This window comes from Flavobacterium sp. (genome assembly GCF_030146175.1).
Taxonomy (GTDB): Bacteria; Bacteroidota; Bacteroidia; order Flavobacteriales; family Flavobacteriaceae; genus Flavobacterium.
The window spans coordinates 1-14,832 of sequence record NZ_JASLCE010000070.1 but is presented as its reverse complement, the minus strand read 5'-3'; the positions used below and the strand labels follow the sequence as shown (position 1 = coordinate 14,832).

At 39.5% G+C, this 14,832-nt stretch carries 17 protein-coding genes; 3 read left to right on the top strand and 14 right to left on the bottom strand.

Features of this window, described 5'->3' with window-relative positions:
* Positions 1–29: 29 nt before the first annotated feature.
* The 7 genes from Q1R07_RS08285 to Q1R07_RS08255 form a co-directional block, all read right to left on the bottom strand.
* Positions 30–917, bottom strand: coding sequence for a DUF4835 family protein (locus Q1R07_RS08285; protein ID WP_300488456.1), 888 nt, complete (start codon positions 915–917; stop codon positions 30–32).
* Entirely contained in the window at positions 910–2,118 is a 1,209-nt protein-coding gene (gene coaBC, locus Q1R07_RS08280; RefSeq protein ID WP_300488453.1) for a bifunctional phosphopantothenoylcysteine decarboxylase/phosphopantothenate--cysteine ligase CoaBC, read from the bottom strand. Before coaBC ends, Q1R07_RS08285 begins: the two co-directional genes overlap by 8 nt.
* Before the next feature lie 5 nt (positions 2,119–2,123).
* Positions 2,124–2,441, bottom strand: coding sequence for a DNA-directed RNA polymerase subunit omega (locus Q1R07_RS08275; RefSeq protein ID WP_136402537.1), 318 nt, complete (start codon positions 2,439–2,441; stop codon positions 2,124–2,126).
* A gap of 11 nt (positions 2,442–2,452) precedes the next feature.
* Entirely contained in the window at positions 2,453–3,259 is an 807-nt protein-coding gene (gene bamD, locus Q1R07_RS08270; protein WP_300488448.1) for an outer membrane protein assembly factor BamD, read from the bottom strand.
* Positions 3,260–3,422: 163 nt separating this feature from the next.
* Entirely contained in the window at positions 3,423–3,935 is a 513-nt protein-coding gene (locus Q1R07_RS08265) for a ferritin (RefSeq protein ID WP_300488445.1), read from the bottom strand.
* 24 nt (positions 3,936–3,959) lie between these two features.
* A complete protein-coding gene (gene dapA, locus Q1R07_RS08260) occupies positions 3,960–4,841 on the bottom strand; it encodes a 4-hydroxy-tetrahydrodipicolinate synthase (RefSeq protein WP_300488442.1) in 882 nt (293 codons plus the stop codon).
* A 9-nt stretch (positions 4,842–4,850) separates the two neighbouring features.
* On the bottom strand, positions 4,851–5,369 hold the full coding sequence (locus Q1R07_RS08255) for a hypothetical protein (RefSeq protein ID WP_300488439.1): 519 nt from the start codon (positions 5,367–5,369) through the stop codon (positions 4,851–4,853).
* Between the two features lie 48 nt (positions 5,370–5,417).
* Between Q1R07_RS08255 and Q1R07_RS08250 the strand changes: the two genes are divergently transcribed.
* Together Q1R07_RS08250 and Q1R07_RS08245 are read left to right on the top strand one after the other, a co-directional pair.
* A complete protein-coding gene (locus Q1R07_RS08250; RefSeq protein WP_300488437.1) occupies positions 5,418–6,200 on the top strand; it encodes a 5'-nucleotidase in 783 nt (260 codons plus the stop codon).
* A 12-nt stretch (positions 6,201–6,212) separates the two neighbouring features.
* Positions 6,213–7,130, top strand: coding sequence for a metallophosphoesterase (locus Q1R07_RS08245; RefSeq protein WP_300488435.1), 918 nt, complete (start codon positions 6,213–6,215; stop codon positions 7,128–7,130).
* Here Q1R07_RS08245 and Q1R07_RS08240 read toward each other — a convergent pair.
* From Q1R07_RS08240 to rpsF, 6 genes are all read right to left on the bottom strand, one after another.
* On the bottom strand, positions 7,101–7,805 hold the full coding sequence (locus tag Q1R07_RS08240; protein WP_300488433.1) for a lysoplasmalogenase family protein: 705 nt from the start codon (positions 7,803–7,805) through the stop codon (positions 7,101–7,103). The genes Q1R07_RS08245 and Q1R07_RS08240 overlap by 30 nt on opposite strands.
* A gap of 154 nt (positions 7,806–7,959) precedes the next feature.
* On the bottom strand, positions 7,960–9,957 hold the full coding sequence (gene ligA, locus Q1R07_RS08235; RefSeq protein WP_300488430.1) for an NAD-dependent DNA ligase LigA: 1,998 nt from the start codon (positions 9,955–9,957) through the stop codon (positions 7,960–7,962).
* 84 nt (positions 9,958–10,041) lie between these two features.
* On the bottom strand, positions 10,042–10,512 hold the full coding sequence (locus Q1R07_RS08230) for a DUF6495 family protein (RefSeq protein WP_300488427.1): 471 nt from the start codon (positions 10,510–10,512) through the stop codon (positions 10,042–10,044).
* Between the two features lie 107 nt (positions 10,513–10,619).
* Positions 10,620–11,063, bottom strand: a complete 444-nt coding sequence (rplI, locus tag Q1R07_RS08225; protein ID WP_300488424.1) for a 50S ribosomal protein L9 — start codon at positions 11,061–11,063, stop codon at positions 10,620–10,622.
* 15 nt (positions 11,064–11,078) lie between these two features.
* Entirely contained in the window at positions 11,079–11,375 is a 297-nt protein-coding gene (rpsR, locus tag Q1R07_RS08220) for a 30S ribosomal protein S18 (protein WP_136402526.1), read from the bottom strand.
* A 5-nt stretch (positions 11,376–11,380) separates the two neighbouring features.
* The gene (rpsF, locus tag Q1R07_RS08215) at positions 11,381–11,722 is read right to left on the bottom strand and encodes a 30S ribosomal protein S6 (RefSeq protein WP_300488419.1); all 342 of its coding nucleotides are present in this window, start codon (positions 11,720–11,722) and stop codon (positions 11,381–11,383) included.
* Between the two features lie 178 nt (positions 11,723–11,900).
* On the opposite strand from rpsF, the gene Q1R07_RS08210 reads away from it, so the two are divergent.
* The gene (locus Q1R07_RS08210) at positions 11,901–12,596 is read left to right on the top strand and encodes a LytTR family DNA-binding domain-containing protein (protein ID WP_136402524.1); all 696 of its coding nucleotides are present in this window, start codon (positions 11,901–11,903) and stop codon (positions 12,594–12,596) included.
* Here Q1R07_RS08210 and priA read toward each other — a convergent pair.
* Positions 12,593–14,832: primosomal protein N' (gene priA, locus Q1R07_RS08205; protein WP_300488416.1), on the bottom strand; the 2,240-nt coding region annotated here is incomplete at its 5' end. The genes Q1R07_RS08210 and priA overlap by 4 nt on opposite strands.

Sequence of the window (14,832 nt, the reverse complement as noted above, 5' to 3'; positions counted from 1 at the left end):
TTTGTGCAGCGGTTTAGTAAAACACAAATTTAGTATTTTATATTACTCCATTTAGAAGAATTTAATGGAGATATTCTATTTAATTTTTCAGTCAGTTGTACAATATCGACATTTGGTCCGCCGGAATACATGCTTACCAATTCGTCCACTTTAGCATCGAAAAACACCCGCATCAGGAACGAATTCGGACGTACGTCGTGTACTTTCGAAAGGGTTTCGATCGAAGCAATTACTTTTTCCTTGGCCGTTTTCTGATTTTCAGCCATTCGATCCAATCCCTGTAAATGATACTGATACATCGCTTCTCTAAAAGGCGCGTAAGTATTCGACAACATATCATTGATCAAATAGTAACGCGTATTTCGTTTTTCCGATTGTATCCATCCTTCATAACCGCTGGACTGCGCTACATTGGCAATTGCCAAAGCCGCATCCAGGTATTTTCCACCACCCATATTCTGATAAGTATCCGCATCGATCCCTATGATCATATTCGCATAGAATGCCAAAACCGAAATCAGATTGGAATCAAAGCTATTCGGGTTAAAATACATATTTTCGAATTCGACATAACGGAATTTAAAATCTTTGTCGTTAATATTAAACACCGGTGACGAATAGGTCGAGTTGTAAATTGGTCGGGACGATTGCACCTGAATGGTCGCATCGAAGTTGTTGGAATCGAAACCGTTTACCGTGATAAATACCACACAGTTGATTCTTTCGTTTTGCTTAAAAGTTTTTTCAGTCCATTTGGTATTGTTCATAAACTCCGTCACCTGCTTTTCGAGGGTTTTGAAAATCTGCGGGTTTACGTTTGTAATCTGACTGTAATTTACACTTACACTACAATTCAGTTCCTGCGCAAAGCTGTTTAACGATAAAAAAGTAAGTATAAGTAGTATCCAGTTACGCATAATGAGCTATTATTTTGTTGACAATATCCTGAGCGACTTCTTCTTTGGTTTTAAGTTCCATCGGCTCGACTAAAAAATTCCTATCAATAAACGTTACCTTATTGGTTGGTTTACCAAAACCGGCACCGGTATCGTTTAATGAATTTAAAACTATCAAATCTAAGTTTTTTTTCTGAATTTTCTGCTTGGCATGCTCAATTTCATTTTCGGTTTCCAGTGCAAATCCAATCAAAAACTGATTTTTTTTGACCTCGCCCAGCGAAGCGAGTATATCTTTTGTTTTTTCCAGTTCTATGGAAAACGCAGCATCATTCTTTTTTATTTTCTGACTAGCAACATTTTTCGGACGATAATCGGCAACCGCAGCAGCCGAAACAGCCGTATCGACCTGATCAAAATAGTCGTGACACGCGTCATACATTTCCAGTGCCGATTGCACCCGTCGGATCTGAATGTGTTCGTGTTTGATATCCAAATGTGTCGGACCGGATACTAAAATTACCTCGGCTCCGGCATCGGCGGCAGCTTTGGCAATATCATAGCCCATTTTTCCGGACGAATGATTCCCTATAAAACGCACCGGATCGATTGCTTCGTAGGTAGGACCGGCAGTAACCAGTATTTTTTTTCCGCGTAATGGCAATTGGTCTTCCAGATCTTTTTCGAGAAAAGCGACTATATTTTCGGGTTCAGCCATACGCCCTTCTCCGGAAAGTCCACTGGCCAATTCGCCTTTTTCGGCCGGAATAATATGATTCCCAAAATCCCGCAAAGCGTTAAAACTCGCAATGGTAGACGGATGTTTATACATATCCAGATCCATCGCCGGAGCGAAATAAACCGGACATTTTGCAGAAAGATAAGTTGCAATGAGTAGATTATCGCAATTGCCATTGACCATTTTGGAAAGGGTATTGGCCGTAGCCGGAGCAATTACGATCAGATCGGCCCAAAGCGCTAAATCGACATGGTTGTTCCAAACGGCATTCTCATCTTCTTCATTAAAAAAAGTGGAAAAAACCGGTCGCTTGGATAAGGTCGACAGCGTTAAGGGGGTTACAAAATCTTTAGAAGCAGGTGTCATGACCACCTGGACCTGAGCACCTGCTTTGATAAGAAGTCGAACTAATGTTGCCGTTTTATATGCGGCAATTCCACCAGAAACACCCAGTATTATTTTTTTACCGCTTAAAACAGACATTAGGATTATTTATTTGAGTCTCTGTAATAGATTTTACCATCCAACCACTCTTGTACTGCTAAAGCATGTGGTTTTGGTAGTTTTTCGTAGAACTTGGAAACTTCGATTTGCTCTTTGTTTTCAAAAATTTCCTCAAGACTGTCATTGTAAGTAGCAAACTCGTCAAGCTTATCGATCAATTCTTTTTTGATTTCGGAATTAATCTGATTTGCTCTTTTTGCCATAATGGTGATCGCTTCATACACGTTTCCTGTCGGCTCTTCAATCTTACTCTTATTGTAGGTAACCGTGTTAACTGGAGCAGTAGTCTTTTTTAAATCCATGACGTTCTTAATTATTTAGAAAATTGTTGTAATTCTTTATCAATATTGGCCAACATTTCATCGGCTTTTGCTTTGTATTTGGTATCTCCCTTAAAACGGATTAGCGCCGAATAGGCTGTTTTAGCCGTGTGCAAACGGTCTTCCATTTTGGAATGAATACTGTTTATTGCCAGTTTATAGGTCGAATCGAACTTATAAAACAATGCATCTTCTTTATAAATTGTACCCGGGTAATCGACAATAAAATTGTCCAGTGCTTTAATCGCCGCATTGTAATCGCGCGACCATTCCCCGATAGTATTGTATTGTTTTGCGATTTCGAATGCTTTTTTCTCCAGCTTCTGACGCAATTCGGTGATCATTTTATTCGCATCGGCCATGTTAGGCGAATCCGGATACGTATTGATATACTCTTGTAATTTATCGATACCTTTTTGCGTATCGGTCTGGTCTATCGAATAAACCGGTGACAGTTGATAAAAGCTTTTCGCGCCTAAAAAAGCAGCTTCTTCTCTTTTTTCACTTTTCGGATAACCCGCTACAAATGATTCGAACTGATATCCTGATAAATAGTACTGTTTGGTCTTATAATACGACTGTGCAAACATATAAAACAGTTTTTCAGCCTGAGGTTTTCCTCGGTTTGGCGCTGCTATCTGTTCGAACAAACGTATCGCTTTTGAATATTTTCCGGCGTCGTACATTTTGGTTGCCACTTCATATTTCATCGCCAAATCTTCCGATTTTAAAGCCTTTTGATACTGGCTACATGAGGTTAACAGAACCGCAACAAGAAAAACGTATAGAAATTTACTCATTTTATTTATCAGTTTTTATGCCTTCAAAACCCGGAAAAGTCTTTTTCCGAAAGCAAATGCAAATTTAGTTATTAATTAGAGATTACAAAATCTTTTTTTTCAGCCGAAAAACAAAAAAGATGTCCGTAAAATGACATCTTCTTTAAACTTGTTTTTTATACTATTATTGTGCCGACGTTGGCTGATTCCCGCTGAAATTTTTCATATCATTATCAAACAGGTACAATCCTCCTTTATCGTCTCCAATAAGATTGATTTTGTCTAAAATAGTTCTTGCTGTAGCTTCTTCTTCGATTTGTTCCGAAACATACCACTGTAGGAAGTTATGCGTTGCATAGTCTCTTTCCGATAAGGAAACATGGACCAATTCGTTGATACTTGCCGACACCATTACTTCGTGTTCGAACAATTGCGTAAACAATGCTTTAAAAGACGAATAGTCCAATGATGGCTCGATAACGGCCGGAATTTGCGCCTGACCGCCACGTTGGTTTACATATTTCACAAGCTTTAGCATGTGCATTCTTTCTTCGTCGGACTGCGCATACATAAATGTTGCAATCCCTTCAAAACCCTGAACTTCAGCCCAAGACGCCATTGCTAAGTATATCTGTGACGAATCCGCTTCTACCTTAATCTGGTTATTAACAGCTGCTTCAATAGTTTTTGATAACATATATTTCTTTTTTTTAATTAAAGGCTAATTTACTATTTTCTTTACAAAATCGTCAATGCGTTTTGCTAAATCTTCGTTAACATTTACCAATGGCAAACGCACCGTATCTTCCGATAATCCCAGTGATTTAAACACCGCTTTGATACCAGCCGGATTACCTTGTTCGAAAATCATATCGATACTGTCGGCCAACAGATAATGCAATTTATAAGCTTCATCTACTTTTCGTTCCAAGCCCAAACGTACCATTTCCGAGAATTCTTTTGGAAAACCTTCACCGATTACGGAGATCACTCCGGAACCACCAGCTAAAACCATCGGTAATGTCACCATATCATCTCCGGAAATCACCAAAAAGCCTTCCGGTTTGTGCTGAATCAATTTCATTGCTTGCACAATGTCACCAGCAGCTTCTTTGATTCCGATAATATTTTTAAAATCATTTGCCAATCGGATTACCGTCGATGGTACCATATTACTCGCCGTTCTTCCCGGTACATTGTATAGAATAACCGGTATTGGAGATGCTTCCGCTACCGCTTTAAAGTGTTGGTAAATCCCTTCCTGAGTCGGTTTATTATAGTACGGTGAAACCGAAAGTATCGCCTGGAAAGCCGAAAGATCGCGTGTTTTTAACTCCTCCACCACTTTATACGTGTTGTTTCCGCCAACACCCAATACTAATGGTAAGCGACCGTTGTTTGCTTCGATAACCGTTTTGATCACCAGTTCTTTTTCGTCCTGGCTCAATGTTGCCGATTCGCCCGTTGTTCCCAAAACGACCAAATATTCTACTCCGCCATCCACAACATGGTTTACAATTCGGGTCAATGCTTCGGTGTCTACCGAAAAATCTTTTTTAAATGGTGTAACAAGCGCAACACCGGTTCCTATTAATGATTGCATGGTTATTTTTTATATTTTGTTTAAAATTTTCAGGTATCGAAACAATTCCGATACAAACTCCTGGTACTTTTCGGCTACCGTGGCGATCATAAAGTGATGCAATCGCTTATCGATTGTAGCAAATCCGGCTTTAAATTTGGCTTTCGACTGTAACGTCACCCAAACCAACGGCGCTTTTTCCACATCATAATATCCGATCAGCATATCGAATGGATTTTCACAAAAATCCAATACTTCCTTTTTAACCGGTTCCCCACCCAAGGTGATATCTTTTCTACTAAAAAAAGGATAATCAAAGACCTCTTTTTTCTTAATCTTATCTTTATAAATCAAAATGGAGATGTTTTTTTCCGGGATTCCCTGTGCAACCAACTCCTTTATCAGATTGTCCTGAGCCGAAAAATAACTTTCATCCAGCAATAAACCAATCGTTTGTATTTTCTCTGTTGTAACGGTAAGTTTATAGTTTGGTAATCTTTTTTTAATGATTTTTTTTAGGAAAAAATCCTTTATTGTTTTTAAAAACATAGTACTTTTACTTGGAATACAAAGTTAATTAAATAAGGATTATAACAAATGACAAAATTAAGAAAGTATAACCGTATTTTAACTTCAATTATTGTCCTTACGGGCATTTTTTTATCGGTTTCCTGTACCACTCAAAAGTACTACAACACCAAAATTGAAGGAAAACAAATCGGTGTCACAAATGCTTACCCGGATGTTAAATCTATCGAAGATTATGTAGCGCCTTACCGCGATCACATCAACCAGGAACTCGACCATGTACTGGCCTATTGCCCCGAAACCTTAGACAAAAGCAAAGGAACCTGGCAAACAACCATCGGAAACCTATTGGCCGATGTAACCATCGAAATGGGCAACCCGATTTTCCAGTCACGCGAGAAAAAAAACATTGATATCTGTCTGTTGAACCATGGCGGAATCCGCGCACCACTCCCAAAAGGCGATGTTACCACTCGTACCGCTTTTGAAATCATGCCTTTTGAAAATAGTTTGATCATTATCGCATTAAAAGGCGCTCAGATTCGCGAAATGGCCGAATACATTTTAAAAGAACGCAAACCGCATCCGTTATCCGGTTTAAAAATCGTAGCCAACAAAGACAATTTAAGCATCAAATCGTTAAGTGTTAACGGAAAACCCCTTCAGGAGGATCAGGTATACTATGTTGCCACATCCGATTATTTATCCAATGGCGGCGACAGTATGAATTTCTTTAAAAAAGGAATTCAATCGTATGACATGGATTACAAACTCCGTAACCTGTTAATCGACTACTTTAAAAAAGTCGACACTATACCTGTTATCACAACCGAACGAATTATCCTGGAATAAAAGATTAAGAAGATGAAAAGAAGAGAATTTTTAAAAGGCACATTAGCGAGCTCTGCTCTGGTTTCTGTTGGAGGCCTTTCACTAAGCAGCTTTACAACTGCCCCGGATATTAAAAAGATTACGATATTACATACCAATGACGTTCACAGTCATATCGACCCGTTTCCAGCCACGGATCCAAAAAACCCGAATATGGGTGGCGTGGCGCGTCGTGCCAGTCTGATACAGGAAATTCGCAAAGAAACACCAAACGTATTACTACTGGATGCCGGTGATATTTTCCAGGGAACACCTTATTTTAATTATTATGGCGGCGAACTGGAATTCAAACTGATGAGTATGCTGCAATACGATTTAGCCACTATGGGTAACCACGATTTCGACAACGGAATTGACGGTTTTTATGCACAGTTACCTCATGCTAAATTTGATTTCGTTTCAGCCAATTACGATTTTAAAAACACGGTTTTAAACGACATTGTTAAACCGTATAAAATATTCGAAAAAGACGGTATCAAAATCGGCGTTTTCGGATTGGGTGTCGAACTACAGGGACTTGTAGACAAAAAGCTTTATAAGGAAACCGTTTATAACGATCCGGTGGAAACCGCGACCGAAATGACTCGTATCCTGAAACACGAGAAAAAATGCGATCTGGTGATTTGTTTATCCCATATCGGTTTTAAATACAACAACGAGCCGGAGCGTATCTGCGATATTCTTTTGGCACGAAGAACCAAAGACATCGACCTGATCATTGGAGGACATACGCACACTTTCCTAAGCAAGCCGGTAATTGAAAAAAATCTTGACGGCAAAGAAGTCTTGATCAATCAAGTGGGATGTTATGGTATCAATTTAGGACGTATCGATTTTTATTTCGACGCGAACAAAACCAAATCACACTCCGGAAGAAGTATTGTCGTATAAAACTCTTTTATAGTCCATTATCAAAACGGATTTATAAAGCAGATACTGCGCCACCACAAACATCGCCAACGAAATCGGCTGAAACAATGGCAACGTAAGATAATACAGGTTGATCGTTACGAGAAACTGGATAAACGTAAACAATAAGGTACTTATCAGTAACAGGGTATTTACCTTATTGTTATTTAAGATATAATTCGCAAGGGTAAAACCGCCCAGAAAAATCATAAAAATCCCATTCACCCAAAACAGGTAAATTCCGTTTTCGATCTCGGCATTTACAAGGCTTGTAACGGTAATATAAATAAAGAAAAACGGGATACAACCTATCAAAAAAGGAATAATCTTCGGAAAAGCAATCCGCTCCACCAACATATAAACCACCATAACACGGTACAACAAAAAAAACAGCGATCCGAAATACACCGTATCTTTTGTGGCCGCCACAAAGGCAATATTGGCTATCCAGTTAAAAAAAAGTGCGAGCACAAAAGCATTGTTCCGCTTTTCGGAGTTTAGGTAATAGAGATAAAACAATATCGGCATCAGGAAGGGTTTCGAAATATACGTCAGAAAATGATCCTGCATATATTCGCTCGCAACCGAAATCCCGCCAATCAAAAAATAAAACAAAATGAGAATTCCACTTATTCCGTCTTTTACTTTTTGCTCCATAATACGTCGCATAACAGATTAAAAATGAAAGATTTTTGCCGCAAGTTACAATAGGACACCCTACAATAACGTAAAAATTCCGGGAAAAGCAGATTCCATCGATTTGGATCAAAAAAAAACGTTAATTTCTATAATTCTCCTGACAATAAAGCATTTATTGAAGCATTAGCAGAAAATCATCTTCCGTGATAATCGGGATATTCAACTGACTTGCTTTTTCCAGTTTCGCTGGTCCCATATTCGCTCCGGCCACTACATAATCGGTCTTCTTCGATATGGAACTCCCCACCTTTCCACCATTGTCTTCTATCGCTTTTTTAAGGTCATCTCTGGAGAATTTTTCAAAAACACCGGACACTACAAACGTTTTACCCGACAACAGATCCGAAACGGCCGTGTCGTGATGCGCACCCATTTCCAGTTGCACACCAAAACTTCGCAATCGTTCAATGATAATTTTATTGGCATCGTTCCCAAAAAATTCCAGTACACTCTGTGCGATTCGTTCTCCGATTTCATCAACCAGAACCAAATCCATCAGACTTGCCTGCGCCAATGCATCGATGGTTTTATAATGTTTAGCCAGTTTTTTCGCTACGGTTTCTCCTACATAACGGATTCCCAGTGCAAACAACACTCTTTCGAACGGCACTTCTTTGGACTTCTCAATTCCTTTGATCAAATTATCCGCTGATTTTTCGGCCATTCGCTCCAATGGAATCACTTGCTCTTTTGTCAATTCATACAAATCGGCATAATCGTGCACCAGTCCGTTATTGTACAATAAAGCTACGGTTTCCCCTCCCAAACCTTCAATATCCATTGCTTTTCGGGAGATATAGTGTTGGATTCGCCCAATGATTTGTGGCGGACATCCATAAAAATTCGGACAATAATGCTGCGCTTCCCCTTCTTTCCGCACCAGTTCGGTCTGGCATTCCGGGCAATGCGTTATATAAACGGTAGGCTGCGAATCGACTGGACGTTGCGTTTCATCAACAGCAATAATTTTAGGAATGATCTCGCCGCCTTTTTCGACAAAAACAGTATCGCCAATTCGGATATCCAGTTTTTCGATCTGATCTGCATTGTGTAACGAGGCACGTTTTACAATCGTTCCGGCCAACTGAACCGGTTCGAGGTTCGCTACCGGCGTAATCGCTCCGGTTCGCCCTACCTGATAAGCAATAGACAACAATCGTGTGGACACCTGCTCGGCTTTAAACTTATAAGCAATCGCCCAACGCGGTGATTTTGCCGTATACCCCAATTCGTCCTGATATTGCAGACTATTCACCTTGATCACCACACCATCGGTTTCATACGGCAACGTATGGCGTTGCGTATCCCAATGATCAATAAAAGCAAAAACCTCCTCCATATTTCGGGCCAACTGTGCTTGTTTTGGCACTTTAAAACCCCACTGACGTGCTTTTTCCAAACCTTCGAATTGCGACTGAAACGGCAATTGTTGTCCTACGAGCGCATACAACAAACAATCCAACGGTCTTTTTGCAACTTCGGAACTATCTTGTAATTTCAGACTTCCCGATGCTGTATTTCGCGGATTCGAATACGGTGTTTCTCCTATTTCGATCAATTCCTGATTCATTTTTTCGAAACCGGCAAACGGCAGAATAATTTCCCCCCGAATTTCAAATTTCGGAGGATAATCGCCTTTTAAACGGATCGGAACGGCTTTTATGGTTTTGATATTATTGGTCACATCGTCCCCCTGAAAACCATCGCCTCGGGTAAGGGCGCGTTTTAACTTTCCGTCTTCATAGGTAATACTGATCGAAGCGCCATCATATTTTAATTCGCAGGTATATTCCAGCGCAACATCACCCAGGATTTTCTGCGCTCTTTTTTCCCAATCCAATAAGTCTTCTTTGGAATACGAATTGTCCAGCGAATACATTCGGTATTCGTGTAAAATGGTTTCGAAATTTTTCGTTACCGAACCGCCTACACGTTGGGTTGGCGAATCTTCGTCAAAATATTCCGGATACTGCTCTTCAAGTGCCTGTAACTCTTTTAATTTCAAATCGAAATCGTAGTCGGAGATTGTTGGGTTATCCAACACATAATAGTTATAATTGTGTTGATTCAATGCTTCTCTCAGCGCCTGAATAGTCTGCAAAACGTCCATAAAATACAAAAATTGGGAAAACCAGTTTGAAGGAACTAATTTAACCAATTTCTGATAATTTCGGGATGTAATTCCGAATTTCTATTACTCAAGTATATTTTCCATCTGACGGTACAAATCGCCGTCACACAGGATGGCTCCCTGGCGAACCAGTCCGAATATTTCGTCGTTGCGTTCGTCTACAAAAACCTTTTGTCCTTTCTGGATTTCAACATTATCCGTAAACAGATTATCACTAAGCCAATTCAACCCTTCTTTGGTCAGAAAATCGACTTCTTCAACCAGCGAATGGATCACAATGGTTTGCATGTGAATATCGCTGCAATGAAACAGAAAAATATGATGTTTCGAATAGTGTTCCAGGTATTTGGCATTGGTTAGCACACCTTCCCAGATCAGATCCGAAAAAACATCGATCTCCTGTTCGGCGACTTCCGGGTTTTGCGCTTTAATTTTATCCCATTCGGCTTTATCGACCGATTGAGTGGCCAGAAAATTTACAAATTCCGGGTGCAGTTCTTCCAGTTGTTCTTTTGTTAATCGCGTATATCTCATTGTTATTGTTTTAGTACCGCAACCGGATGCATCCGATAGCCGACAAAACATAAAGGTATAAAAAAAGCCTTCCCGATTGGGAAGGCTTTTGCTTTATTTTGCTAAAATTATGCTTTTTCAGCAACAATTTCGTAAGCTAATTCTACGATTACATCACGGTGTAAACGGATAGAAGCATTGTATTTTCCTGTACGTTTAACGATACCAGAAGTGATGAATTTTTTATCGATTGCATGTCCGTTTTTCTCTAAAACTTCAGCGATATCTGCATTTGTAACAGATCCGAATAATTTTTCACCACCAGCTTTAGCCGTGATTTTGATCTCTAAAGCTTTGATCGCTTCAGCCAAGCTTTTCGCATCAGCAACGATTTTAGCTTCTTTGTGAGCTTTTTGTTTTAAGTTTTCAGCTAATACTTTTTTAGCTGACGGAGTTGCTAAAATAGCAAAACCTTGAGGAATTAAAAAGTTACGACCGTAACCTGGCTTAACAGATACTACATCGTCTTTAAAACCTAAATTCTGTACGTCTTGTTTTAATATAAGTTCCATAATCTCGCCTCTTTTTTATTTTAATAAATCAGCCACATATGGCATTAATGCTAAATGACGTGCTCTTTTTACCGCTACAGATACTTTTCTTTGGTATTTCAAAGAAGTTCCTGTTAAACGACGAGGAAGGATTTTTCCTTGCTCATTCACGAATTTCAATAAGAAGTCCGGATCTTTGTAATCAACATATTTGATACCGGCTTTTTTGAAACGACAATACTTTTTAGTTTTGTTAGTTTCTATATTTAAAGGCGTAAGATATCTGATATCCCCGTCTTTTTTTCCTTTTGCAGATTGCTCAATACTTGACATACTAATTAAGCTTTTGTAGATTTTAATTTTGCTCTTCTTCTTTCAGCCCACGCTACTGCATGTTTATCTAAACTTACAGTTAAAAAGCGCATTACTCTTTCGTCACGACGGAATTCCGTTTCAAATGCAACTAAGATATCTCCAGATGCTTTGAATTCGAATAAATGATAAAAACCACTTTTCTTGTGTTGGATTTCGTACGCTAATTTTTTTAAGCCCCAATCCTCTTTCGCTACCATCTCTGCTCCTTTAGAAGTAAGAAAATCTTCAAATTTGCTTACTGTTTCCTTTACCTGCTGCTCAGATAAAACGGGATTCAAGATGAAAACAGTTTCATAATGATTCATAAGAATAAAATTTATTTGTTATAAAATTGGGTGCAAAAATAGCGATTTATATTTAATCCACAAGGGTATTTTCTTTTTTTTAGTCCTAACACTGTTTTTATCTCAAGTATCCTTTGTCAATCCGATACGATTTGCTATTTTTATTACTAAAATAAACTTATTTGATTTTTATTAGACTATGAAGATAAACTGTATTGTAGTTGATGATAGTAGTATTCAGCGTTTAACCATTACCAAACTCGTAACCGAGAACCCAAACCTGTCCCTTGTAGGTGAATTCTCTAATGCTATTGAAGCAAAGAATTGCATTACCAACAAAAACGTAGACCTGGTTTTTCTGGATATCGAGATGCCGGTTATAAACGGTTTTGATTTACTAGACGGACTGAAGGCAAAACCGCAGGTGATTTTCATTACATCAAAAACGGAATATGCCGTTAAAGCATTTGATTATGCCGCTACCGATTATTTGCACAAACCTATTACCCGCGAACGATTTAATGTTGCTGTAAAAAAAGCGATGAACTTTGTTTTGCTCGGAAAAGAAAATTCCGACGAGGAAAGTCCGTTTATCTTTATTAAGAGTAACCTTAAAAAACTTAAAATTTACATTTCGAGAATTAAATGGATCGAAGCCTACGGGGATTATGTAAAAGTCATTACCGATGAGGACAACCACCTTGTACTGTCGACCATGAAAGCGTTTGAAAACGAACTACCGAAAGACAAGTTTATCCGGGTTCACAAATCCTTTATTGTTAACATTGATAAAATCGACAAATTCAACAGTAAATTTGCTGAAATCGGCACGAACAAAATCCCATTGAGCCGGAATAAAAAAGAAGATTTGGTCAAAGCGATCGAAAACGCTTAGTAATTATCTACATTAACCGACACTCTTATAGCCCGATATTGCGGGATCGCCTCAAAACTGCTTCCTATTTTTCGTATCATTTTTTTGGTGTTCCCCAAATGGCTTTTCTGCGGAATCTTAATCAGGATTGTCCGGATGTATTCATTCCGGATCCTGCTTATGGCGGGTTCTTCCGGGCCAAGAACCGGGATTTGAAGGGATTGTGTCAACACATTATACATCCACATCGAACCCTCTTTTAATTTATCAAAATCGCGGTGCTTTAACGTCAGTTTTACCAATCGGTAAAAGGGCGGATATTTAAAATTGTGCCGCTCATAGACCTGTTCTTTATACATCCCCATATAATCGTTGGTCGTTACCTGCTGGATAATATTATGGTACGGGTTATAGGTTTGAATCATCACTTTCCCTTTCTTTTCACTTCTTCCCGCTCTACCCGCTACCTGCATCATCATTTGAAACGCCCGTTCGTGCGAACGAAAATCCGGCTGATTCAGCATATTATCCGCATTCATAATTCCAACCAGCGTTACATTATCAAAATGCAAGCCTTTGGCCAACATTTGTGTTCCGACCAGAATATCGATTTCCTGTTCCCGGAAAGCATCGATTATCTTTTCATACCCATATTTACCACGGGTTGTATCCTGATCCATCCGACCGATGTTTTTTTCCGGAAAAAGCTCCCGCAATTCCATTTCGATCTGTTCCGTCCCAAATCCTTTGGTTGACAAATCCACCGACTGGCAAGCGTGACAATGTGTAGGATTTGCAATCGAATAACCACAATAATGGCAACGCAATTGGTTTTTATACTTATAATAGGTAAGACTCACATCACAATTGGGACATTGCGGCACATGTCCACAGGTCATACATTCCACAAAAGGAGAATAACCTCTTCTGTTTTGAAACAAAATCACCTGTTCGCCCAACGATAAGGATTCCGAAATGGCCTCAATCAGCGTATCGCTAAAATGCCCTTTCATACGTTTCCGTTTGTATTTATCTTTTAAATCGACCAGAAAAACCTCCGGCAACAACACTTTTCCGTAGCGCTCCGTTAAATTGATCAATCCGTATTTTCCGGATTGTACATTATAATAGGTTTCCAGACTTGGTGTAGCCGATCCCAAAAGCACTTTTGACCGGTGTGCCGCCGCCAGTACTATAGCCGCATCACGGGCATGGTATCGCGGTGCCGGATCAAACTGCTTAAACGTTTGCTCGTGCTCTTCGTCGATTACAATAAGTCCCAGATTCGAAAACGGCAAAAACAAAGCCGAACGCACTCCGATTACAATTTTGGCTTTTTCGGAATTTTGCAATACCTGTTGCCAGACTTCCACTCTTTCGTTATTGGTATATTTGGAATGATAAACCGCGATCTGGTTTCCAAAATAAGCCGTAAGGCGACTTACCAACTGAACCGTTAGCGCGATTTCGGGCAACAGATACAATACCTGTTTCCCGGATTGTATATATTCTTCGATCAGCTTGATATAGACTTCCGTTTTTCCGGAAGCCGTAACACCGTGCAATAAAGAGACACTCTGTTTTTCGAAACTGTCTTTAATTTCATTCAATGCAATTTGCTGCGGATCACTTAGCTCAAAACCGGAATCTTCCGATTTTTCAAAGCGAACCCGATCTTCCGATAAATGGTATTCTTCAAAAACCGCTTTATCGACCAGCGATTTAACCGCCGCCTGACCCGCTCCGGAAATCTCAATTAATTTTTTAACGGAAATCGGTTTCTTTTCCGTTGCCTGCAATTGAAAATACTGTAAGACCAATTCCCGTTGTTTAGGCGCTCTGGACAATAGTTCCAACAATTCCGATAATTGCTGCTGTTGTAAAAACTCCGATTGCAGGCGGATGTATTTGGTTACTTTCGGTTTGTATTTTTCAATTACCTCCTCCTGAAGTGTCAGTACATTTTTGGCCAACATTCTGTTCAATACCGGAAAAACGTTCTTTTTCCCCAGAATCGCCATAATATCTTCCACTTTTAGAGACGATTGTTGCTGTAAAGCCTCCCAGATTAAAAATTCGTCGTCTTCCAACGTCTTACTATCTGCATAGGTTTCCTGAGGCGCGGAAATGATCGTTTCGCTTTCCAGTAAGAAACCCGAAGGCAAAGCAGTTTTAAACACTTCTCCAATACCACACATATAATAATCGGCTACCCATTTCCAGTGTTCAATCTGAAATTCGTTTACCACAGGCACCT

Bases quoted from the DNA above. Each gene is read 5' to 3' on its own strand.
- Q1R07_RS08285 (WP_300488456.1), bottom strand. From the start codon at position 917: ATGCGTAACTGGATACTACTTATACTTACTTTTTTATCGTTAAACAGC.
- coaBC (WP_300488453.1), bottom strand. From the start codon at position 2,118: ATGTCTGTTTTAAGCGGTAAAAAAATAATACTGGGTGTTTCTGGTGGA.
- Q1R07_RS08275 (WP_136402537.1), bottom strand. From the start codon at position 2,441: ATGGATTTAAAAAAGACTACTGCTCCAGTTAACACGGTTACCTACAAT.
- bamD (WP_300488448.1), bottom strand. From the start codon at position 3,259: ATGAGTAAATTTCTATACGTTTTTCTTGTTGCGGTTCTGTTAACCTCA.
- Q1R07_RS08265 (WP_300488445.1), bottom strand. From the start codon at position 3,935: ATGTTATCAAAAACTATTGAAGCAGCTGTTAATAACCAGATTAAGGTA.
- dapA (WP_300488442.1), bottom strand. From the start codon at position 4,841: ATGCAATCATTAATAGGAACCGGTGTTGCGCTTGTTACACCATTTAAA.
- Q1R07_RS08255 (WP_300488439.1), bottom strand. From the start codon at position 5,369: ATGTTTTTAAAAACAATAAAGGATTTTTTCCTAAAAAAAATCATTAAA.
- Q1R07_RS08250 (WP_300488437.1), top strand. From the start codon at position 5,418: ATGACAAAATTAAGAAAGTATAACCGTATTTTAACTTCAATTATTGTC.
- Q1R07_RS08245 (WP_300488435.1), top strand. From the start codon at position 6,213: ATGAAAAGAAGAGAATTTTTAAAAGGCACATTAGCGAGCTCTGCTCTG.
- Q1R07_RS08240 (WP_300488433.1), bottom strand. From the start codon at position 7,805: ATGGAGCAAAAAGTAAAAGACGGAATAAGTGGAATTCTCATTTTGTTT.
- ligA (WP_300488430.1), bottom strand. From the start codon at position 9,957: ATGGACGTTTTGCAGACTATTCAGGCGCTGAGAGAAGCATTGAATCAA.
- Q1R07_RS08230 (WP_300488427.1), bottom strand. From the start codon at position 10,512: ATGAGATATACGCGATTAACAAAAGAACAACTGGAAGAACTGCACCCG.
- rplI (WP_300488424.1), bottom strand. From the start codon at position 11,063: ATGGAACTTATATTAAAACAAGACGTACAGAATTTAGGTTTTAAAGAC.
- rpsR (WP_136402526.1), bottom strand. From the start codon at position 11,375: ATGTCAAGTATTGAGCAATCTGCAAAAGGAAAAAAAGACGGGGATATC.
- rpsF (WP_300488419.1), bottom strand. From the start codon at position 11,722: ATGAATCATTATGAAACTGTTTTCATCTTGAATCCCGTTTTATCTGAG.
- Q1R07_RS08210 (WP_136402524.1), top strand. From the start codon at position 11,901: ATGAAGATAAACTGTATTGTAGTTGATGATAGTAGTATTCAGCGTTTA.